Annotated in this window: 20 protein-coding genes and 5 pseudogenes; 14 read left to right on the top strand and 11 right to left on the bottom strand. The window is 47.1% G+C overall.

Annotated elements, in window-relative coordinates; translation table 11 throughout:
• Positions 1-11: 11 nt before the first annotated feature.
• Entirely contained in the window at positions 12-413 is a 402-nt protein-coding gene (locus HK413_RS01240; RefSeq protein WP_175268844.1) for a response regulator, read from the top strand.
• Positions 414-694: 281 nt separating this feature from the next.
• A pseudogene (locus HK413_RS21760) lies at positions 695-979 on the top strand (response regulator); the annotation flags it as partial.
• Here HK413_RS21760 and HK413_RS01235 read toward each other — a convergent pair.
• The 6 genes and pseudogenes from HK413_RS01235 to HK413_RS20460 form a co-directional block, all read right to left on the bottom strand.
• Positions 941-2,122 (bottom strand): sensor histidine kinase, encoded by a 1,182-nt coding sequence (locus HK413_RS01235; protein WP_394353100.1) that lies wholly within the window; start codon positions 2,120-2,122, stop codon positions 941-943. The pseudogene HK413_RS21760 and the gene HK413_RS01235 sit on opposite strands and share 39 nt — an antisense overlap.
• A complete protein-coding gene (locus HK413_RS01230; protein WP_175268842.1) occupies positions 2,119-3,006 on the bottom strand; it encodes a PAS domain-containing protein in 888 nt (295 codons plus the stop codon). The genes HK413_RS01235 and HK413_RS01230 overlap by 4 nt, the downstream gene beginning before the upstream one ends.
• Positions 3,007-3,490: 484 nt before the next feature.
• Positions 3,491-3,670 (bottom strand): heavy-metal-associated domain-containing protein, encoded by a 180-nt coding sequence (locus HK413_RS01225; RefSeq protein WP_246229488.1) that lies wholly within the window; start codon positions 3,668-3,670, stop codon positions 3,491-3,493.
• A gap of 64 nt (positions 3,671-3,734) precedes the next feature.
• Positions 3,735-5,962: pseudogene (locus tag HK413_RS18910) on the bottom strand (heavy metal translocating P-type ATPase).
• An 82-nt stretch (positions 5,963-6,044) separates the two neighbouring features.
• Positions 6,045-6,317, bottom strand: coding sequence for a helix-turn-helix domain-containing protein (locus HK413_RS20465; protein ID WP_317169174.1), 273 nt, complete (start codon positions 6,315-6,317; stop codon positions 6,045-6,047).
• Positions 6,289-6,531, bottom strand: a complete 243-nt coding sequence (locus tag HK413_RS20460; RefSeq protein ID WP_317169173.1) for a hypothetical protein — start codon at positions 6,529-6,531, stop codon at positions 6,289-6,291. The genes HK413_RS20465 and HK413_RS20460 overlap by 29 nt, the downstream gene beginning before the upstream one ends.
• 252 nt (positions 6,532-6,783) lie before the next feature.
• Here HK413_RS20460 and HK413_RS22545 point away from each other — a divergent pair.
• Positions 6,784-6,948: pseudogene (locus HK413_RS22545) on the top strand (HYC_CC_PP family protein); the annotation flags it as partial.
• 42 nt (positions 6,949-6,990) lie between these two features.
• Here the strand turns inward: HK413_RS22545 and HK413_RS01210 are convergent.
• The gene (locus HK413_RS01210) at positions 6,991-7,143 is read right to left on the bottom strand and encodes a hypothetical protein (RefSeq protein ID WP_175268841.1); all 153 of its coding nucleotides are present in this window, start codon (positions 7,141-7,143) and stop codon (positions 6,991-6,993) included.
• A 151-nt stretch (positions 7,144-7,294) separates the two neighbouring features.
• Here HK413_RS01210 and HK413_RS01205 point away from each other — a divergent pair, with 151 nt between their 5' ends.
• From HK413_RS01205 to HK413_RS01195, 3 genes and pseudogenes are all read left to right on the top strand, one after another.
• Positions 7,295-7,744: a DUF3347 domain-containing protein gene (locus HK413_RS01205; RefSeq protein ID WP_175268840.1), complete on the top strand. Its 450-nt coding sequence runs from the start codon at positions 7,295-7,297 to the stop codon at positions 7,742-7,744.
• A gap of 130 nt (positions 7,745-7,874) precedes the next feature.
• Complete coding sequence (locus HK413_RS20455) at positions 7,875-10,040, top strand: multicopper oxidase domain-containing protein (protein WP_317169180.1); 2,166 nt, start codon at positions 7,875-7,877, stop codon at positions 10,038-10,040.
• Between the two features lie 302 nt (positions 10,041-10,342).
• Positions 10,343-12,075: pseudogene (locus HK413_RS01195) on the top strand (heavy metal translocating P-type ATPase).
• A gap of 298 nt (positions 12,076-12,373) precedes the next feature.
• Here HK413_RS01195 and HK413_RS01190 read toward each other — a convergent pair.
• The 4 genes from HK413_RS01190 to HK413_RS01175 form a co-directional block, all read right to left on the bottom strand.
• Positions 12,374-13,030 (bottom strand): hypothetical protein, encoded by a 657-nt coding sequence (locus HK413_RS01190; protein WP_175268838.1) that lies wholly within the window; start codon positions 13,028-13,030, stop codon positions 12,374-12,376.
• Positions 13,027-13,371 (bottom strand): hypothetical protein, encoded by a 345-nt coding sequence (locus HK413_RS01185; RefSeq protein ID WP_175268837.1) that lies wholly within the window; start codon positions 13,369-13,371, stop codon positions 13,027-13,029. The genes HK413_RS01190 and HK413_RS01185 overlap by 4 nt, the downstream gene beginning before the upstream one ends.
• A 285-nt stretch (positions 13,372-13,656) precedes the next feature.
• Entirely contained in the window at positions 13,657-13,833 is a 177-nt protein-coding gene (locus HK413_RS21755) for an AraC family transcriptional regulator (RefSeq protein ID WP_394353097.1), read from the bottom strand.
• A gap of 192 nt (positions 13,834-14,025) precedes the next feature.
• Positions 14,026-14,565 (bottom strand): hypothetical protein, encoded by a 540-nt coding sequence (locus HK413_RS01175; protein ID WP_175268836.1) that lies wholly within the window; start codon positions 14,563-14,565, stop codon positions 14,026-14,028.
• Between the two features lie 547 nt (positions 14,566-15,112).
• On the opposite strand from HK413_RS01175, the gene HK413_RS01170 reads away from it, so the two are divergent.
• From HK413_RS01170 to HK413_RS15950, 8 genes and pseudogenes are all read left to right on the top strand, one after another.
• A complete protein-coding gene (locus tag HK413_RS01170) occupies positions 15,113-15,814 on the top strand; it encodes a DUF2249 domain-containing protein (protein WP_175268835.1) in 702 nt (233 codons plus the stop codon).
• Positions 15,815-15,884: 70 nt separating this feature from the next.
• Complete coding sequence (locus HK413_RS01165; RefSeq protein WP_175268834.1) at positions 15,885-17,171, top strand: cytochrome C oxidase subunit I; 1,287 nt, start codon at positions 15,885-15,887, stop codon at positions 17,169-17,171.
• Positions 17,158-17,490 carry a metal-sulfur cluster assembly factor gene (locus HK413_RS01160; RefSeq protein WP_175268833.1) on the top strand — a complete coding sequence of 111 codons (333 nt, stop codon included), beginning with the start codon at positions 17,158-17,160 and terminating at the stop codon, positions 17,488-17,490. Before HK413_RS01165 ends, HK413_RS01160 begins: the two co-directional genes overlap by 14 nt.
• Positions 17,490-17,921: a hypothetical protein gene (locus HK413_RS01155; RefSeq protein ID WP_175268832.1), complete on the top strand. Its 432-nt coding sequence runs from the start codon at positions 17,490-17,492 to the stop codon at positions 17,919-17,921. The genes HK413_RS01160 and HK413_RS01155 overlap by 1 nt, the downstream gene beginning before the upstream one ends.
• A 113-nt stretch (positions 17,922-18,034) precedes the next feature.
• Complete coding sequence (locus HK413_RS01150) at positions 18,035-18,688, top strand: hypothetical protein (RefSeq protein ID WP_217451906.1); 654 nt, start codon at positions 18,035-18,037, stop codon at positions 18,686-18,688.
• Positions 18,689-18,811: 123 nt separating this feature from the next.
• Positions 18,812-20,181, top strand: a pseudogene (locus HK413_RS15955) (ribonucleotide reductase N-terminal alpha domain-containing protein).
• Between the two features lie 28 nt (positions 20,182-20,209).
• On the top strand, positions 20,210-20,482 hold the full coding sequence (locus HK413_RS18895; protein ID WP_262886716.1) for a hypothetical protein: 273 nt from the start codon (positions 20,210-20,212) through the stop codon (positions 20,480-20,482).
• A 55-nt stretch (positions 20,483-20,537) separates the two neighbouring features.
• Positions 20,538-21,224, top strand: coding sequence for a hypothetical protein (locus HK413_RS15950; protein ID WP_317169178.1), 687 nt, complete (start codon positions 20,538-20,540; stop codon positions 21,222-21,224).
• Positions 21,225-21,357 lie beyond the last annotated feature (133 nt).

Here is a 21,357-nt window from a genome sequence, read left to right as displayed (position 1 = left end):
CAAATTCCATTATGACATCTTTAGCCGCTACCCAATCTGCAGGAAAAACCTTGGTCATCTTTGATGATGAGGAAGATATTCTTACCATCTGTTCGTACATCCTTACCGAACAGGGCTGGACGGTCCATACCTTTACCGACTGCGAACATATCCTGGATAAACTGGCCAATATTAACCCGGAAGTTATCTTCATGGATAACTGGATTCCTAAAGAAGGTGGGATCATTGCGACCCAAACCTTAAAAAAGTCGGCCGACTATTGCCAAGTGCCGGTAGTTTATTTTTCGGCTAATGCCGACATCGCCTCATTAGCGAAAAGTGCCGGTGCTGACGCCTACCTGGCTAAACCCTTTGAGCTGGATGAACTGGCTGCGGTGATTGAACGGGTTACTAAAGTAGCAAAGCTGAAATAAAGCACCACCGGCATTACAGCTCCCTCCTGCCCGATGTACATACGGCCCGCACTACGTCAAGCGTTTGGTAACGATTAAAGGCGGCTATCTTTATAGCCTGTATCGGCAGCCAAAAATCATAACTTAATATCCGGCTGCCTACTGCTGGCTGCAGGTAAGTACACCTAAAATTCGGCTCCTTTACCGATTCTTCGATCCTTTGATATAACGTTTTCCAGTTTTCAAAAATTTATGATAGCGTAGCCATCTGGTTAAAACTTATATCTTTGTCAAAATCGTTGATGCCCATGAACAAACGTGTACTCATTATTGAAAATGATCAGGATATCCGCCAGATCGTAGCATTCATCTTACAGGAACAGGGCTTTGACACCTTCAGCATTCCCGAACCAGAGGATGTTTCGGAGTTAATGAATTTCCACGCCGACGTGATCCTTCTGGATGAGTTCATCAACAGCCAACCGGGCCACCGCCTGTGTTTGAAAATCAAACAGATACCTTCTTTAGCCGCTACACCCGTCATCATCTTATCCACCGCTAATGATATTGAACTGATCGCTTCCGAGTGTCAGGCCAATGATTATATAAGCAAACCCTTCGATTTGGAATTTATGGTAGAAAAGGTTACCCGCATCATTAATCACCAGCCGCTGGCCTATTAAGTGGCAGGCTGAAAGAAAAGGTGCTTCCGCCCCCATTTGGCTCTCCACCCAGATCTCTCCTTCATGACGGTGAACGATCTCGGCGCTCAGGTAAAGACCGATACCAAAGCCGGAAATGTGTTTACCCCGGATGGCCTGGACACGGTAATAACGGTCGAAGATCTTTTTCGCGTCTCCGGCTTCGATACCCATACCCTCATCCCGGACACTAATAATTACCTTCTCCCTATCAGCCTCACATGTCACCGTAATGCGCGTATCCTTTGGCGAATATTTGACTGCATTGCCCAGCAGGTTTGAAATGACGGAACTGATCTTGTCACGGTCGGCGAATACATAAACCAGTGGGCAGTGCTGATATTCGATCCGATGACTGTTGACGGTCAGTTTGGTCTCCTCAATTACCTCATCGACCAACACATCCAGCTGAAAGGTTTGCTTTTCAATGAGCAGCTTAGCCGACTCCAGCCGGGAGACGTTTAAAAACCCATTGATCATCGCGGTCATACGTTTGACTTGAATGTTCGCTTTTTCCATCGCACCGGACAAAAAGCTATCCTCGCTGTTTTTTAGCTTTTGACCGGCCACTTGCAAGAGGGCATTGAGTGATGTGAGCGGTGTTTTGAGTTCATGGCTGACCATGCCGATAAAATCACTTTTACGCGTTTCATCCTGTTTGCGTTCGGTAATATCCCGAGCGATTTTCGACGCGCCTACTATACGGCCTTCGCTGTCCCTGATCGGGGAGATCGTAACGGACACATCGATCAGGCGCCCGTCCTTCGTTAACCGTTGGGTCTCAAAATGCTCCACCCGCTCGCCCGAGTGGAGCCGCGCGATGATCTGCGGCTCTTCGTCCTGGCGATCTGCAGGGATGATCTTATAGATCTTCTGACCGATCATTTCCGCTGCCGTCCAGCCGAACATCCGCTCGGCTGCCGCATTCCAGCTGGTGATCACGCTGTCGAGCGTTTTACTGACGATCGCATCATCCGATGAGGTAATGATGGCCGCAAGCCGGGCGCTTTCGATCTCAGCCAGTTTCATGTCGGTGATATCCAGCACGGTACCAATAAAGCGCAGAGCCTGATCACCTTTAAAATAAACGTCTCCCCGGCTTTTACCCAACGGATTTCCTGGTCGTTGTAACGTATGATCCGGTAACTCAGATCATACGCTGCCCTTTCATTCGGGCTGGTACTGGCGGTTATCTTTCTCAGCACCAGTTCGCGGTCTTCCGGATGGAGCAGTACGGAGAAACGCTCAAAGGTAGCTTCCATAGCCAGCGGTATCCCATAAATATCCCGGCATTCTTTTGACCAGAATAACTCGCCTGTAACGGGATTAAAGTCCCATGTGCCTAACCGGGTAGATTCAATGGCCATCTTTAACCGTGAGGTGCTGGCTTCCAGTTCTTCATTAACGCTTCGCAGTTGCTGGTGCATTTCCGTCAACTCTTCGTTCGTTACTGTCAATTCCTCGTTAATGGCAGCCTGTTCTTCATTGGAGGCGGCCAGTTCTTCATTTAGGGTCTGCTCCTCATCTAACTTGTCCCGGTATCGCCGCTCACTTTCCGCAAGCTCCTGCGTACGCTCCGCTACACGGTCTTCTAATTGCTTATTCAGCATATTTAGATTTTGCTGCATTTCCCGCAACTCGGTATTGCTGAGCAAAAGGTCGGTCGCCAGCAGACGCATTTGCTCCGGGGTTTCCACCTGCTCCAACTGTATCTTCGATAAGGCCCGCTCGGTCATGATCTTATCAGTCACATTGGTGGCAAGTTGGATGATATATGCGATATTACCATCTTCGTCCAATACCGGCGTATGGCTCGGGTCCCAGTAACGGGTAATGAACTTGCCGGGGTTTTGTCTGTCCGGCACATCATAGCGCTGAATACGCATATAATGCGGTTTTTTGGTGCGCAGCACTGTCTGGAGGAAGCATTGATATTCTGGACGCCATCGCCGTCCGGCAGGTCGGGATTATCTGGAAATGCTTCAAAGATATGCCTGCCTACGATCGCCTCACGCTTCGTCTGGATAGCTTGCAGATAAGCATCGCTGGCGGTAATTATATAGAGATCTGGGGATAGTACCAGGTACAAATTCGGCGCTGTCTCTAACGCTTTAAGTATTTCGACTGATGGTTCTCGTTTTTCAGGCATAGTCCTATAAAACACTTTAAAAGCTTTAAACAATGCTTTTTGGTTTTGGTTTATTTAAATTTCAATTTTTGATTTGGGAGGGGACTATTTCGCTTCTGCTCTTGGTAATGTCATTAACTAAAAAATAGTCCCTATAGCTAACGCTTTAGGGACTGTTTACTTCTAACTTTTAAGCGGCCTGCTCAGCGGCCTTTAACTGCCGGCGATTTCTTCTATTTTAAAACCAGCAGCACTAACTTTTTCCATAATCAGTTCAGCAGGTGTTTGCGTATTAACAGTAAGTGTTTTTCAGGGATATCCGTATTCACCTGCCAGTTTCCTTCGCCTACAGCTTGATTTAATGCCGGCGTTACTTTAGCTATACAGCCACCACAATTGATATTTGTCTTAAATTTTAAAGTTTCCATGTTTTTATAATTATAATCCAAAGTTAGCTGCGATCCGGCTTTTTACTTTATAGGATAAGCGCGCATTGTTATAAAATAATCGCGCTTAAAGTTTAATAGCCTTTAAGCGCAGGCTGTTACTCACCACCGATACCGAACTCAAAGCCATCGCTGCACCTGCGATCATCGGGTTCAACAGAAAACCATTGTACGGAAATAATACCCCGGCAGCCAGTGGTATCCCAATCATATTATAAATAAATGCCCAGAAAAGGTTTTGTCTTATCGTCCTTACCGTCTGCTTAGAAAGTAAGAGCGCCTTGGGTATCGACTGCAGATCGGATGTGATGAGCGTAATTTTGGCAACTTCCATCGCAATGTCTGATCCTTTTCCCATAGCGATGCTTACATCTGCCCGGGCCAACGCTTCACTGTCGTTGATCCCGTCGCCAACCATGGCCACTACTTTACCTTTTGCCTGCAATGCCTTTACAAACTCAGCTTTGTCATGCGGCATTACCTCTGCTTTAAAGTTTTTAATATCAACCTCCGCTGCTATTGCGGCAGCCGTCTGTATATTATCTCCCGTCAGCATATAAACCTCCACGCCGTTTTGCTGCAACTGTTGGATGGCGCTTTTAGAACTGCCTTTTACATTGTCAGCTATAGCTATAATGGCCAGACAATGACGGTCATAACTAAAGTACACCACCGTTTTGGCGGATGCCTGCAATTCATCGGCACGTTGTTTTAGTGATGGCTGTACAGTAATGGCATTTTCCTCCATTAGTTTGCTATTGCCGACCGGTATTGTCTCCCTGAATAAGTCGCTTTTACGCCTCTTCCCGTAAGGCTTTCAAAGTTCTGTAAGGCAAGGTGCCCGGTTATTGAGGGAGCCACTGCAGTTACTACAGCTTCAGCTAAAGGATGTTCAGATAGTGCCTCCAGACTATAAAGAATTTGCCTGGTAAAAAGATCATCATCCAAGCCGTCCAGCCAGTTAATCTCTGTAACCCGCGGTTTACCTTCGGTGATTGTTCCGGTCTTATCCATAACAACGGCATTGACCTTATATCCCAGTTCCGTGCTCTCCGCATCTTTTATTAAGATGTGGTGCTCTGCACCTTTTCCCACGCCTACCATAATGGCGGTCGGGGTAGCAAGGCCCGGGGCGCAGGGACAGGCAATCACCGGGACAGTTATGGAAGTAAGCAATGCCCGGGTAAATGCACCATCACCACCCAACAGCATCCAAGTGATAAAAGTCAATACGGAGATTAGCAGGACAACAGGTACGAATATGCCGGCGATCTTGTCGACCAATTTTTGCACCGGCGCTTTACTGCCTTGTGCTTCCTGTACCATTTTAATGATATGAGCAAGCAGCGTATCGCTGCCGATCTTTTCCGCCGCAAACCGGAAGCTGCCTTTCTGATTGATCGTACCGGCAAATACTTTTTCTCCGGCCGTTTTTCAACCGACACCGGTTCACCGGTGATCATACTTTCGTCCACAAATGAACTACCCGCGCTGACCATTCCGTCTACCGCGATCTTTTCTCCCGGGCGAACGAGGATAATATCGCCGGTACGATCGATTCAATGGATATTTCCTGCTCCGTACCGTCTATAATCACGTGGACTGTTTTCGGTTGTAGGCCCATCAACTTTTTAATGGCTGTTGACGTATTGTACTTGGCCTTTTCCTCCAATAACTTCCCCGGGGAGATAAAGGCGATGATGACCGCAGCAGCTTCATAGTAAACATGTGGATGAATGCCCCTACGGTGCCAGAAGTCTGGATCGATCGTATTAAAAGCGCTAAAAATAAAAGCGATGCCGGTGCTGAGGGCAACAAGGGTGTCCATGTTCGCTTTCCGATGGCGGGTTTGTTTCCACGCACCGATAAAAAGTTCCTGCCAAACCAAAATACTACAGGGATGGTCAGGAATAGGGATATCCATTGGGCATGGGGCATATCCATGAAAAACATGCCGATCAGGAAAACCGGAAATGCAAATATGGAAGACCATACTGTCCGTTGTTTGGCTTCCGGGTAAAGTTTGTGCTGTGCTGCTTCCTGTGCTTTAGCAGGGTCTTCAGCGTCTATTATCAGATCGTAACCTACTGCCTGTACCGCCTTTTGCAGAGCTTTGGGGTTAGTTTGTGTATCGTCATAGGATGCCCGGGCGGTGCTGTTGGCGAAGTTGACGCCGGCATCGCTCACGCCCGGAGTAGATTTAAGTATCGACTCCACGCTGATCGCGCAGCCTGCGCAGGTCATGCCGGTTACAGGAAATGATTTCTTTTGATTATGAGTTGTTAGGGTTGTCATTGTTCAGCTCTTTATTTAAACAAAGGTCTGAAGTGTGAACCTATTGAACTTTACAGAATTGGCTAAGTGATTTATATCTTTTTCAGATAGCGTCCAGCGACCGGCGTGCATTACCGGCCGATCTTGCCGCTTTAAACTGTGAAGGCGTTTGACCGGTCACTTTTTTAAATTGCGCGGAAAGATGGGCAACGCTGCTATACCCCAATTTATAAGAGATCTCGCTCAGGTTCAGTTCGTCGTAAAAAAGCAGTTCTTTTACCCTTTCGATCTTTTGCTGAATGATATATTGTTCCGGGTGATGCCTTCCACCGCCGAAAATAAGCCGCTCAGGTGCTTGTAATCTGGTGCAGTTCATCTGATAGCAAGGCTGACCAGTTCACTTTGATGTCCAGGTAGTCGCTATGATGTATCTTTTGAATTATGCTGTTTTTAATCTGCTCGACAGTTTTTGACTTAGCATCATCCAACAGTTCAAAGCCCAGTTTGCTTAATCCTTCAGCCAATTCCGTGCGTTGATGTTTATTGATATCATTACGTAAACGCACGAGGCCCGTGTGAACGTCGTCCACCGGAGCCCATGTTTTTTGAGTTCCTGTTCTACCACCATCTTACAGCGGTCGCATACCATATTTTTAATAAATAGTTCGGTCATATTGTAAACCTAAAGGTCGCCATTTAATTTTAAAGGCATTTATACAATTACGCCCGATTTTTATAAAATAAGGCGGATTTCTAAATGATGCCGAACTAACCGACTATTTTGTAAATAACATAGATAATTATATAAATCGCTTTTCCGTTATATTGATGATATTCGTATCGTGATCAAAAAACTGTTCATAACCTTTTTAGCCGTGCTGTACACGGGCGTTTCTTCCGGGGCAACAGTGCATTACCAGTACTGCATGGGCAGGTTGGTCAAGGTATCACTATGGCACACTCACACCGAAAAATGCCATACCTGCGGTATGGATCTTAAAGCGAAATCAAATAAAAAATGCTGTACGGATAAGCACCAACAGCTCAAATCAGATAAAAGCGGTGCGGTGACTTATGGCCAACTTACCCCGGGCATTAGCGCAGTTGTGCTGCCATACGTTCTTTTTTTTCGGATCACTGCTTGATAACTCTGTACCGCTAACGGTGCAGTACCCGGTCAGTAAGGCCCCGCCTTCCGTCACGGCTGTCCCTGTATTTCTGCGTAACTGCGCTTTTCTTATCTGATCCCTTTCTATCCTTCGATCCGATAATTTCCTGTTTCACAGGAATGAATAAATTCATTTTTAAAAATTCAAGAACATGAAAAAGCTTCAAATTCTCCTATGCGCCTTTGTGGCAGTATTGTCCTTTACATCAGTGAAAGCACAAACTAATTCGTCCAAAGACGCAATATTAACCGGTTATTACAAAGTAAAGAACGCGCTGATCAGTGGTAATGCGGCTACTGCCAACTCCAAAGCAAAGGAATTTCAAACCACCGTAAACGCCATTCCTGCCGATCAATTGACCGAGGCTCAAAAAGATAAATTACTGTTTGATGCCCGTCATATTGGCGAGAGCAACGATATCGCTCACCAGCGCGAACATTTTGCCAAGCTATCGGAAAATATGTATGCGCTGGTAAAAGCCGGTAAGTTTAACAGCATGCCGGTTTACCGCGACTACTGTCCCATGAAAAAGGCTTATTGGCTGAGCGAATCGGCAGCCATCAAAAACCCTTATTACGGCAATCAAATGTTAACATGCGGCGAGGTTAAAGAAACTTTACCCGCAGTCAAATAAATAAAGGGCCGGAGCGCAAGTTTCGGCCTGTTTTATACCATGAAAAAGTTCATATTATTTATCATTCCTTTACTGCTTTTCGAAGCAGCCTTTGCCCAGCACGCTATGATGGGTATGGGCAAAAGCCCGCATCTTCCGCAGCATACCAGGGATCGGCAACCGGGACATCTACCACTTATATATTAACGATACTACCGTAAACTACACCGGTAAGCAAACATCGGCCATGGCCATCAACGGCATCATACCCGCGCCTACCCCGGAGTTTACGGAGGGTGATACAGCCGAGATATATGTGCATAATGAAATGATGATGGAGACATCCATCCATTGGCACGGTTTGATCCTGCCCAACCGTTATGATGGTGTATCGTATCTTACTACTACGCCTATTCTTGCAGGACAAACCCACCTGTTTAAATTCCCGCTTGTTCAACACGGCACCTATTGGTATCACTCGCATACCATGACACAGGAACAAAGCGGCCTGTACGGCGCCTTTATCATCCACGAGCGTAAGCCACAGGCATTAAAGGAGTATACCTTATTGCTGAGCGACTGGACAGACGAGAACCCAGAGCAGGTGCAGCGCCGCCTGCATAATGCTACGGACTGGTATGCCATCCGGAAAGGCAGTACGCAGGATTATCTTGGCGCTTTAAAAACCGGGCACCTGAAAACCAAGCTAACTAACGAATGGAAGCGTATGAACGCCATGGATGTAAGTGACGTTTATTACGATCGTTTTTTTAGTAATGGAAAAGTTGAAGTACAGGCCCCGCAATTTAAAGCAGGCGAAAAGGTACGCTTACGTATAGTCAACGGCAGTTCATCTACCTATTTCTGGCTTAAATGGGCTGGCGGAAAAATACAGGTGGTGGCTAATGATGGCGAAGATGTACAGCCTGTCGAAGTAGACCGGATGATCGTCGGTGTGGCAGAAACCTATGATGTGGTGGTTACCATTCCGGCTGATGGCAGCTATGAATTTCTGGCGACGCCGGAGGACCGGACGAAATACACGTCCCTTTGGTTAGGGAACGGGATGAAACATCCGGCTAAAAGAATGGGCCGTCTGAAGTACTTTGAAGGCATGAACATGATGAACAACATGATGGATATGCACGGAAATATGAAGGAGATGAAGGGTATGGTGATGACTAACCAGGTAATGGATATGAATACCGTAATGTATCCGGAAATGTCTGGCGAAGATGGAAGTACGGGAAAAGATGCAGCCGCACCTATGCATCAGATGGAAGGGATGGATATGAGCGCAGGCACGGGCGACATAGTTACCTTGAATTATAACATGCTCAAGGCAACTCATATAACCACTTTACCCAAGGGCCCCACTAAAACGCTCAACTTTGAATTGACCGGCAACATGAACCGTTATGTATGGTCGATCAATAACAAAACAGTTTCTGAATCCGATAAAATCCTGATCAAACAGGGTGAAAACGTCAGGATCATTTTGTACAACAATACCATGATGCGGCACCCGATGCACCTGCACGGCCATTATTTTCGCGTATTGAACGGACAAGGAGACTATTCCCCGCTAAAAAACACGCTGGACATTATGCCGATGGAACGGGATACCATAGAATTTCGGGCGACGGAGAGTGGCGATTGGTTCTTTCACTGCCATATCTTATATCATATGATGAGCGGTATGGGCCGCATCTTCAGCTATGAAAATTCGCCGCCGAATCCGGAAGTACCTGATCCGGTAGCCGGTTTTAAAAAGGTAGCTGCCGATGATCGCCAGTTTTACGCCTCCGCGAAATTGGGATTGGAGAGTAACGGCAGCGACGGTAACGCGGCATTGGCCAACACCCGCTGGAAGTTCTCGACGATGTGGCATTTGGGTATCAACGATACCAAAGGCTATGAAAGCGAGACCATGTTCGGTCGTTACTTTGGCCGGATGCAATGGTTATATGCTTATGCAGGCTTCGATTATCACTACAAACGGACAGACGAAATTGAGAAGAACATGTTTGGCCAGGTAAGTAACAAGAATGACAGGCATACCGCGGTAGCGGGTATCGCTTACACGCTGCCAATGTTATTTGTAGCAGATCTTCGTGTCGACGGCAACGGCAAATTCAGATTTCAGCTTGGCCGGGAAGATATACCGCTAAGCAGCCGACTGCGCATGATGCTAATGGCCAATACCGATAAAGAATATACGGGCGGATTACGCTATATCGTTAACAAAACTTTCTCCATATCCAGTCATTACGACAGTGATATGGGACTGGGTGCAGGACTAACATTGACCTATTAAAAACAGCACTATGGAACATCAGCAGCATCAGTACGTGACAGATCACAATAACGGGAACCATGATAAGGACCATCAGCATATGGGACATGGTGGCCATGACCACACCGCGATGATCGCTGATTTTCGGAAGCGTTTTTACGTCGTATTGGTACTGACCGTGCCGATCCTGCTTTTATCGCACATGATCCAGCAGTGGCTGCATCTGCCAATCAGTTTTCCGGCAGCCAATATGTGCTTTTTTGTTGTCCACAGCAGCTTTCGTTTATGGAGGCTGGCCGTTCTTAACCGGCTGCCTCTCGGAAATGAAAGCGAAAAATCCGGGTATGATGACCCTGATCGGTTTCGCTATAACTGTAGCCTATGGCTACAGTACCGCGACGGTATTTGGGTTGAAAGGCATGGATTTCTTTTGGGAACTGGCCACGCTTATCCTCATTATGCTGCTTGGCCACTGGATCGAAATGCGGTCGGTCGCAGGTGCCTCGCGCGAGTTGGAACTGCTCGTTCAGCTAATGCCGTCAACGGCTCACCTGATCAAGGACGATGGCACGGCGGACGTACACACAGAAAGCTTAAAGAAAGGTGACCTTATCCTAATCAAGCCTGGTGAAAAAATTGCGGCAGACGGCCCGGTTGAAGAAGGTGACAGCTACCTGAATGAATCGATGCTGACGGGCGAATCTAAGCCCGTTCAAAAACGAAGGGACAAAAGGTAATCGCGGGTTCGGTAAACGGGAACGGCGCATTAAAAGTTCGGGTGACCCATAGCGGCAAAGATTCCTATCTCTTCAAGGTGGTTGACCTGGTGCGAAGCGCACAGGAGGCTAAATCCAACACCCAGCTATTGGCTGATAAAGCCGCACGATGGTTAACGATTATTGCCCTCCCGGCGGGTATTGCCACATTTGTTGTTTGGATAAGCCTGGGTCGCGATATCGCCTTTGCCATAGAGCGCATGGTTACCGTCATCGTGATCTGCTGTCCCCATGCGCTTGGCCTGGCTGTACCGCTGGTTGTGGCCAAATCAACTGCTTTATCGGCACAGCATGGCCTGCTGATTAAGAACCGGACCGCTTTTGAAAACTCCCGCAAGATCACCTCCGTGGTATTTGACAAAACCGGAACTTTAACCAAGGGGAAGTTTGAGGTATCGCGGATTGTTATCATAGGTCAGCAGGCTAAAAATGAAGATGAACTCATCTGTTTGGCCGGGGCCCTCGAAGCTAACTCTGAGCACCCTATTGCAACCGGGATCATAAGCGAAGTAAAGAAACGGAATCTGACCCTGCCACAGGTTTCAGATTTCAGGGCGATCACCGGTAAAGGTGTAGCGGGCGTGGCAGAAGGGAAACAGGTCAAGATCGTTAGTCCCGGCTATCTTAAAGAAAATAATTTGCAGCTGCCTTCGGATTACAGCGCGGCTGGTAATGAGACGGTGGTATTTGTGTTGATCAATGATCAGTTGGCCGGTTTTGTGGCCATGGGTGATGCGATAAGGCCGGAATCTGCGGATGCTATCGCCACCTTGCACGAAAACCATATTCAATCCATCCTGCTAACCGGCGACAACAAGCGGGTAGCTGAAAGTGTCAGTAAACAACTGAACATGGATGGTTTTTTTGCGGAAGTGCTGCCTCATGAGAAACTGGAAAAGATTAAAGCGCTTCAGCAAAAAGGCGAGTTTGTGGCCATGACAGGCGACGGTGTAAATGACGCCCCCGCTTTAGCTCAGGCCGATATCGGCATCGCTGTAGGCTCAGGCAGCGACATCGCCGCCGAAACTGCGGGAATTGTTTTGGTGAACAGCAATCCTCAAGACATTGTTAACCTGATCCTGTTTGGTAAAGCTACTTACCGCAAAATGATTCAAAACCTGGCTTGGGCAACCGGCTATAACGTGGTAACTATACCGCTTGCTGCAGGCGTATTGTATAAGCAAGGCATTTTATTGAGTCCGGCAATTGGGGCTGTGTTGATGACCGTGAGCACGGTGGTAGTGGCCATCAATGCAAGTTTATTGAAAGTGAGAAAATAGAAATGTTTGGTCTATCGTTCGTTTCCCCCGTCAGCCGGGCACAATTAGCCAATCAGGAAACCGTGCGTTGAATCACTATTTGTCAGGTATCGTAAAGATCCGATGATAATCTCTATTCTGCCCTCATTAACAAATTTTGAGGGCAGAACAGAGATTGTTTTTGTGACGTTCAACGCCTATACCTGCTTTATAGTGGCGTACCCATCAATGTGGGTCATAACCGCTTCTCTTCAAAAACTCCTCTGGATTGGTCATCCCTATAATTTCTGAAACCGCCTGCGTCTTATTCATAGCCCGCTCATAGTAACTCCGGGCGATACGGTAGCCCGTAATACCCGAGGTCTGCCGGTCGGTTCTTTATTGTAGAATAGTTGTATAACCAGCCAGCGGTGTTTGATCTGCAAAGTTCATTTTTGAATTGCTGCCAAAGTTCAGTTTCATGCGCATCGCCGTAGTTATGATTTCCGGTGTAAGCTCTGCCAGTGATCTGTTCTGCAACAAAGTCGGCGCTCCCTTCACGCAATGACTGGGAAAGCAAGGGACATTTAGCCGCTTCTGGCCCGGACGGAGCCTGTTGCGTATGGACGCATTCATGCGCGATCAGGCTGATCATTTTTTGGGTCAGATCTCCAGTGAAAGCCAGGTTATCCCGAAATGCCCCCGGGCGGAATTCACTGAGGTCGGCCGCTGCCGTCGAGCCTGCCAATTCGGTGCCGATCAGCACAAAGCTATTGGATACCGTCCCACCGGTATTTAATATACCGATGGCAAAACAAACCTTAAACGGTTGGAACGCCGGGTAAAGGGCCCGGAACTTTTCAAATATCGGATTGATCAGGGGTTCCCATTGCTTTGCCTGTAGCGTATGGCTACGGATACTCGCCAGAACTTTGGATAACTCGCGGCCATCCGTACATACTTGCCGGCATCCGGCCCCGCACCCGGATAAAATCATGCAGGCCGTCCGTCCCACGGTCCGTAAAGTTCCCGGAATGCCCGGCAGCTGTCCGAATAGGACCTGCATTTTTTCAGTCGATCAAATGCCTCCCAGAAGTGATCGATGTCCAGCGTTTGAACCGTCTTCCTATTCTCAGCGGCCAGTTCTTTTTTGATCTTTCTGCGGCGCCCAATTGCCTTTGCATCCATGGCGCCCGCCACCAATATAAATTGCCCTGAGGCCGTATTTTCCGGGTGTTCAAAGCGGCTTACGGTTAGCACATAAGCACCGGTAACCTCCGCTTCGTAGTCGAACCGTTCGACCTCGTCCAGTTCCTCCGGCGGGTCACTCTTGACCAACAATTTGCCCGAAGGGCCAGTTAATTGAAAGGATAGGCCTATGCCTTGTTGTCGTAACATAAACTGGTAGGTCCCGCCGCGTTTAAAAGTAAACGCGTACCTGAACGTATCTGCTTTACCCGGTTTTGCTTAAGGGTATCTCCGAATGCAGGTTTGGTGACTAGCTGGCCTTTTACCGATAAAGCGGAAAGCAACGCCAGGCAGCATAACAATAAGTTTCTCATAAGTGATTTTTTACTGCAAAGAAAGCTTGTTGTCACGATACAAAACTTAATTGACAGCTAACTACACGTCCGAAATCGCGATTTCGGACGTTTTTGGCAGAAATTCTGAAGGCTGTTTGCCAGTATGCTGCCTGAACACCTGCTGGAAGGTGGATCTGGAACTGAAACCGGCATCGAGGGCGATACCGACCAAGGTTTTATGCCGTTCCAGCGGTATACGTCGAAGTACCTCATTCACCCGGTAGCCATTAACAAAGTCGTTAAAGTTACATCCCCGTAACGATTGATCAGGTAGGAAACATATTTACCGGGTAAGCTAAGTTCGGCACCAAGCTGCGACAGGGTTAATCGCGGGCGTGTATAGATACCGTCCTGCTCGAATAAAACTTTTAGCCGCGCTAATTCAATCCGGTCGTCGTAACTTGAAAACTCACTTGGTCTTTTTGCTGGGCGGGTTGTGCGCGCTCAAAAAAGCCGGATCAAAATAGGCAGCATAAGCAAGGCTGAATAATATCACGGCGGTTGAGGTTTGAAACAGGATATGAAGGTCGAAACCGAAAACGCTTTCAGCGGCCCAGATGATCGTCATCAGCCAGAACACAACCAGCACCATAACCATTTTCCATAGGTGCGCGCGCTGAGATTCTTTTGTCTCCCTGAGGCTTGCCACCAAATTCTTCGAGTATGCCACCAGCACTAAGACCGTCAACGATAGCGGCAACCAGTCAACCAGCACCAGCCAGACGGTAAAACCAACGGGGCGCAGGAAACTACCTTTTAAAAAGTAGTTTAAGGAAGACAGGAGAATCTCAAATAATGCCGGAATAAAAAGAACCAACTGCCTGCGCTGGAAGGTAAAATCCGGAGCAAACTGATGCCGGAAAAACAACCACAGTGCCGGCGGTATCATCAGATAGGATTTTAGCAGCCAGAAAGGTATCCGGCCTGCACGGTTATTATAACCGGTCAACCCGCCCCGTGCAAAAAGCATTTCAAGTGCGAATACCAGGGATCAATAGCCCCGTGTATATCTGTGGCGGCCGGTTCCGGACTTTTTTAAAATCAAACCCGGAACGATCAATAGCCCCTGTATAGCCGCTACAAGAATAATGGTCGCTTTCATAGCTGTAAAATTAATATATAAATAGCTTTTTCTTATGGCTTCTCGATGCTTAAATCTCGATCAGGGTGCTTGCTCAGGGACCGCCGCGCAACAGGCGACTGGTGGTAACCGAATGGTTTGATATCAATTTGACTGGTTCGAAAGAACTATAGTATATCCAACAGAAACTTAAATGTCAAAACTACGTTTGGCTTTCATATATGAAAGTAAAGACACGATATTACCTTAATTGACATGAAAGTGCATCGAAGGTTTTCAAAATAACGGTAGCAATAAGAAAGATCGTTGAGAATCATTGTAAAACATGATTTATATCATATAATAAGCCTATATCAACATGCATTTTTGCCAGATGCAAATAACGATAGACCCCAATACAAAGATTAGCCAGCTGTTGAGTGTTGACCGTGATCTGGTCATTAAGACCCTCGTCAACTTAAATAAAAAATTTTCAAAGCTTAAAAATCCGTTGCTCCGCAATTTATTGGTTAAAAGAGTCAGCATTGCTGACGCGTGCAAAATATCAAACACAGAGATCGCTGATTTTATGTGGAGCATGCAACAAATTGGATTCAAAGTTACTGCCCCTTCCGTTGATAACAATATAGCTTTACAGGCTGCTTCCTACCAAGAACCTTTGGATTATCTGGAACTTGATGTACGCCCTGTTTTGGCACAGGATAAAGACCCATTAAAAGAAATATTAACGGCGATTAAAAAACTCGAAGAGGGACAGGGACTAAAACTCATCAACACCTTCGAGCCCTTGCCATTGATCCATTTGCTGGCAGACAAAGGGTTTTCTTTTCGCGTGGAACACCCGGAACCAAACCTGGTCTTAACTTATTTTAGTAAAGCAGGATCCATGGCTGGCGAAACGCTTGAGATTCCCTCAACAGTGCCGGTTGCTGACAATGAGCAGTTCGACCGGCAGCTGAAAAGATTTGATGAATCCCGAATTACTTTTCTTGATGTTCGACAGCTTGAGATGCCCAAACCTATGCTGGCCATTTTGGAACAAACGCCGAACCGGTTGCCGGCAACGCCTTATTTGTGTTTCACAAAAAGATCCCGGTATACCTTTTGCCGGAATTAGAAAAGCAGGGATTGACCTATGTATTTAAAACGATTGGCCCTGCCGATATCAATATGCTGATCTATAAAAAATGAGCGGCATCAAGCAGAATCCCGGGCTTTTCAGGATCGTTGTGACGCATTATGTTGCTGCGGCATTTTGTTTTTTGGTGCTTTCCGGGATGATATTATTTTCGGTTAAAGCATTTACCGGGCATTACTTCCATCCGCAGATCCTGGCTATCACGCATATGGCCGCGCTCGGCTGGGGAACGATGATCATCCCGGGCGCGTCCTATCAGTTAATACCGGTTGTGCTGGAAACGGACCTGTACAGTGAAAGACTCGCCTGGCTAAGCTTTGCGCTCTTTGTGCCGGGGCTAATCGCACTTGTCTATTCCTTTTGGGTATTCGTGCCTGGTATCCACATGCAGTGCGGGGCTATTTTATTGCTGTTAGCGGTTGTCCTGTTTACAGTCAACGTATACCTGACGGCCAAAAAGAAAAAGCAGGAGACCATCCAGGAGGATTTTATCTTCAGCGCCTGTATATGCCTTTGCCTGACCGTCACGTTAGGCACGGCTTTGGTCTTTAATTTTACCCTACCCATTTTTCCGCAGGACCATCTGCATTTCCTGAAACTGCACGCGCACACGGGACTAATAGGCTGGTTTTTGTTAATGCTGATCGGTGTGAGTTCCAAACTGCTACCCATGTTCCCGGTATCATCTTATCAAAGCACTAAATTGCTCACTTACAGTTATTACCTGATCGTCGGAGCGCTGCTGTACTTCCTGATAGATTCTTATCTCTTCGGGTTGAGCTTACGGACTTATTTGATATTTGCGATTGGGGCCGCCGGAATGGCCTGCTATTTTATCTTTATTTTAAAATGCCTGCGGTCACGCCTTAGGAAACATATCGACCTGCCGATGATCACCAGTCTCCTGTCGTTTATCCTGTTAAAAATAGCAACGCTGAGCGTCCCTGTAATTATCTACTTCCACCTTAAAAACAACCCGCTGACCATTCGTTTTTCAATGATCTATGGCGAATTTATGCTGATGGGCTGGATCACCGCGTTAATATTAGGGCAAACCTTTAAAACACTGCCATTTATTGTTTGGGTTAAACACTACGAACATCTGACGGGCAAGTTAAAAACCCCTATGCCGGCAGATCTGTTCGCGAATAATTTACTTAAAGCCCAAACTGTATCTTACCCGGTCTTTTGCCTTACCTTTATGCCAGGCTGTTACCTGCTGTTCGTGCCGCTGATCTATACCGGGACCGCCGCGCTGATAGTGACCGCCTTGTTATACCTATCCAACGTATTTATTGTACTTTTTCATAAAACAGTGACTTATGGCAAGCTTTGATATTACTGACCCGCTCTCTTTTTTGAAAGCTAAAATGATGGAAACGCTCAGACTGGTGATCGATCCTGAGTTGCACATCAATATTATCGATCTTGGCCTGGTCTACGGCCTTGCAATAGACGAAACGAAAAAACTGGTCAAGGTCGAAATGACCTTATCTTCTGCTTACTGCCCGATGGGAGAAAGCATTGTATCTGCAGTTAAAAATTGTATCGAGGGCCATTATGAAGATTATGCAGCAACAGTTGACCTTGTTTGGGAACCGGTCTGGTCATATGATAATATATCCGATGAGGGTAAAGGCTTGTTGGGCATGTAATGAAACGCTTTTCCACCCTGAATTACCCCCGATGGGCGATATTTAATTTTGTTGTACTCAGTATCTTCGGCGTAATACTGCGCTACATGCAGCTTTACGATGTCCCGGGGCTTAATTACCAGTTCATCCTGCACGCCCACTCGCACTTTGCTTTTTCGGGCTGGATGTTTTTTTCCATCGCTTTATTGATCGCGTTGTTATGCAGTGACGGTAAAATAAGTATCGGTTTCCAAACTATACTCGTGCTAACCCTTATCAGTTCATATGGCATGCTGGCCAGTTTTTCCCGGCAGGGTTATAAACTGGTTTCCATCAGTTTTTCCACCCTTTTCATAGTTATAACTTTTCGTTTTACCTACCTCTTATTTCATCGAAATTTACTAAAGGAACATGTGAATGAGCCGGCTTTTATCCTGCTGGGGGAAGCCTGATCTTACTATGTCTTTCGGCATTAGGCCCATTAGCCCCAGGCCCACTGGCTGCATCAGGACTAAAAAATACGTCGTACTACCAGGACGCGATCTATTTTTACCTGCATTTTCAAATGAATGGGTTTATGTTACTGGCTGTTTTGGGACTATTGGCTGCCTCTTTGCCATTTAAGCCATTAACAAAACAATCCGGGATCTGGCTATATCTTTTTGTCTCTTCCGCCATCCCGCTATACTTTATTTTTACGCTATGGAGCCAGCCCGGTAATGGTATCCTAATACTCGCTGCTTTCGGCGGAAGTCTAAATCTGGTGTGCTGGCTGGTGCTATGCCTTAAATTTAAAAGCGTATGGCGCGATCTGTCTTTTATCGAACGAGCAGCTATCATTGGCCTCACTTTCAAATGCCTTTTTCAGCTATTGGTTTGTATTCCCCGCATTGGTGACTGGGCCGTCATTAACCGCAATCTGATCATAGGCTACATCCACCTGCTCTCGCTCGGTATCATCATGCCTTTACTTATCGGGCAGTTGGTACGCAAAGGGTTTATAATAACAGGAATAATAACCAGCGCCTTGAATTATGCGTACGTCGGGCTCACTGTAGTCTATTTAGCTTTGTTATTTATCCAGCCAATGCTGGCGCTTTTTGATATAGCTATTCTTTGTTATCAGCAGTTGTTACTGTGGTTGTGCCTGCTGTTACTGGGCTTTGGAGCAGGACTGTTGGTGACGACCAGAAAAATGAATAATCACCAGCGATTATGACCGGCATCACTTTTTGGCCGGTAAATAAAGAGATATTTGTCTTTTATATCCAATGGTGCCGCTGCCGGGTTTCGCGCGGACAGCGCCAGGCCAATCATATTTATTTTAAACCCCGCTAACGCTATGATCATCGCTGAAGAAAGAGAAAAATCAACCGTGTATACCGCTGAAGAAGCTTACCAGCAGTCACTTGAATATTTTAAAGGCGATGAACTCGCGGCCGGGGTATGGGTAAATAAATATGCCCTTAAAGATTCTGCCGGCAATATTTACGAAGCTACACCAGATGATATGCACCATCGTATCGCGAACGAGATCGCACGGATAGAGCAGCGCTATCCTAATCCGTTGTCGGCGGATGAAGTGTTCGAACTGATCCGTGACTTTAAATATATTATCCCGCAGGGAAGCCCCATGACGGGCATCGGCAATCCCTTTCAGGTCGGTTCTCTTTCCAATTGCTTTGTGATCGGCAATAGCGGCGATGCCGATTCGTACGGTGGAATATTCAAGATAGACCAGGAACAGGTACAACTTATGAAAAGACGGGGCGGCGTAGGCCACGACCTGTCGCACATACGCCCGAAAGGCTCCCCGGTAAAAAACTCAGCATTGACCTCCACTGGCATCGTGCCTTTTATGGAGCGCTTTTCAAACTCCACCCGCGAGGTCGCCCAGATGGACGGCGCGGCGCGCTGATGCTTTCAGTGGCTATCAGGCACCCCGATGCGGAGGATTTTATAGACGCTAAAATGGAACAGGGTAAAGTAACCGGGGCCAATGTATCCGTACGGATAGATGATGCTTTTATGGAAGCAGTAGAATCGGGGTCTCCCTACCAACAGCAATACCCGGTGGATAGCGGTTCACCAACTCATGAAAAGCTGATCGACCCTGTGCCGCTGTGGCAAAAGATCATTCATAATGCCTGGCGTTCGGCAGAGCCCGGTGTTTTATTTTGGGATACCATCATCCGGGAATCGTTACCGGACTGTTACGCCGATCTGGGCTATAAAACCGTTTCTACCAATCCCTGCGGCGAGATACCGTTGTGTCCCTATGACTCCTGCCGCTTATTGGCTATTAACCTGTTTAGTTACGTAACCAACCCTTTTACCGCCGAAGCGGCATTTAATTGGGACATCTTTAAGAAGCACATTCATGTGGCCCAGCGCATTATGGATGATATCATTGATTTGGAGCTGGAGAAAATCGACTCGATTCTTGAAAAAATAGCCGCGGATCCGGAGAATGCTGAATTGAAGCGTACGGAAACGAATTTATGGCAAAATATCCAGACCAAAGCCAAAGAAGGGAGAAGGACCGGAATCGGTATTACAGCCGAAGGTGATATGCTGGCCGCCCCGGGCTTGCGCTACGGCAGCGATGAGGGCACAACTTTCGCTGTGCAAATGCACCGCATCCTGGCATTAGAGGCTTACCGGGCGTCGGTTAACGCCGCCAGGGGAAAGGGGCGCATTTGCCTTATTTGATGCAGAAAGGGAGCGGCATAACCCGTTTATGCTCAGATTGTCCGCTGCGGATCCCCAGCTTTTCAATGAAATGCAGGAACACGGCAGGCGTAACATGGCGTTACTTACCATTGCACCTACCGGAACTACCAGCCTGATGTCGCAAACCAGCTCGGGGATCGAACCGGTATTTATGCCGGTATATAAACGCCGCCGGAAAGTGAATCCCGGAGACCAGGAGGCACGGGTGGATTTTGTAGATGAGCTGGGTGACTCCCGGAAGAATATGTCGTCTTTCACCATCGGTTTAAGCAATGGATGACCGTGAACGGTTATGACCTTAACAAAATTATTCGCAGCAAGAGCTGGACGAATTGGTGGCGCTGTCGCCTTATTACAAAGCTACGGCCAACGATGTTGATTATCTTAAAAAAGTAGAGATGCAGGGGCAGATCCAGCAATGGGTCGATCACTCCATCAGTGTTACCATCAATATGCCTTCCGAGGTAACCGAGGATGTGGTGGGACAACTTTATATGGCGGCCTGGAAGTCAGGCTGCAAAGGCATCACCGTATATCGGGATGGTTCACGCTCGGGTGTGCTTATTGCGAATACAAAAGAAAAAACAGAGAATGCTACAGGGCGAGAAACGGCATTTCCTGTCGACAGGCCCCGTGTCCTTGATGCGGAGATCGTCCGTTTCCAAAACAATAAGGACAAATGGATCGCTTTCATCGGGTTGATTGACGGTAAACCTTACGAAATATTTACCGGCCTTGCTGACGATGAGGATGGTATCCTTATCCCGCGGTGGGTAAACGACGGCATGATCATCAAAAACAGAGATAACGCTGGCGGATCCCGTTATGATTTTCAATACCAGAACAGGTACGGCCACAAAACGACAATCGAAGGACTTTCCTACAAGTTCAACCCCGAGTACTGGAACTACGCCAAATTGATCTCCGGAACCTTACGCCATGGCATGCCTATTGAAAAGGTGGTCGATCTGGTTGGCAGTCTTCAACTCGACGAGGCTATTAATACCGGAAGAACGGCGTAGCCCGGGCGTTGAAAAATATATACCGGATGGTACAGCAGTAAAAAAACAAGTTTGTCAGAATTGTAACTCTACCAACCTGCAATACCAGGAAGGCTGCCTGAACTGCAAAGACTGCGGCTCTTCTAAATGCGGT

It is taken from the genome of Mucilaginibacter humi (genome assembly GCF_013087555.1).
Note: the sequence above shows the minus strand (reverse complement) of the source record. Positions and strands in the feature narration are given on the sequence as shown.

Excerpts from the sequence above, each read along its gene's own strand:
- HK413_RS18895 (WP_262886716.1), top strand. The coding sequence starts at position 20,210 with ATGCTCAGATTGTCCGCTGCGGATCCCCAGCTTTTCAATGAAATGCAG.
- HK413_RS01160 (WP_175268833.1), top strand. The coding sequence starts at position 17,158 with ATGGCAAGCTTTGATATTACTGACCCGCTCTCTTTTTTGAAAGCTAAA.
- HK413_RS01165 (WP_175268834.1), top strand. The coding sequence starts at position 15,885 with ATGAGCGGCATCAAGCAGAATCCCGGGCTTTTCAGGATCGTTGTGACG.
- HK413_RS01235 (WP_394353100.1), bottom strand. The coding sequence starts at position 2,122 with ATGAAACTGGCTGAGATCGAAAGCGCCCGGCTTGCGGCCATCATTACC.
- HK413_RS01240 (WP_175268844.1), top strand. The coding sequence starts at position 12 with ATGACATCTTTAGCCGCTACCCAATCTGCAGGAAAAACCTTGGTCATC.
- HK413_RS01150 (WP_217451906.1), top strand. The coding sequence starts at position 18,035 with ATGAATGGGTTTATGTTACTGGCTGTTTTGGGACTATTGGCTGCCTCT.
- HK413_RS20465 (WP_317169174.1), bottom strand. The coding sequence starts at position 6,317 with ATGAACTGCACCAGATTACAAGCACCTGAGCGGCTTATTTTCGGCGGT.
- HK413_RS01190 (WP_175268838.1), bottom strand. The coding sequence starts at position 13,030 with ATGATTTTATCCGGGTGCGGGGCCGGATGCCGGCAAGTATGTACGGAT.
- HK413_RS01155 (WP_175268832.1), top strand. The coding sequence starts at position 17,490 with ATGAAACGCTTTTCCACCCTGAATTACCCCCGATGGGCGATATTTAAT.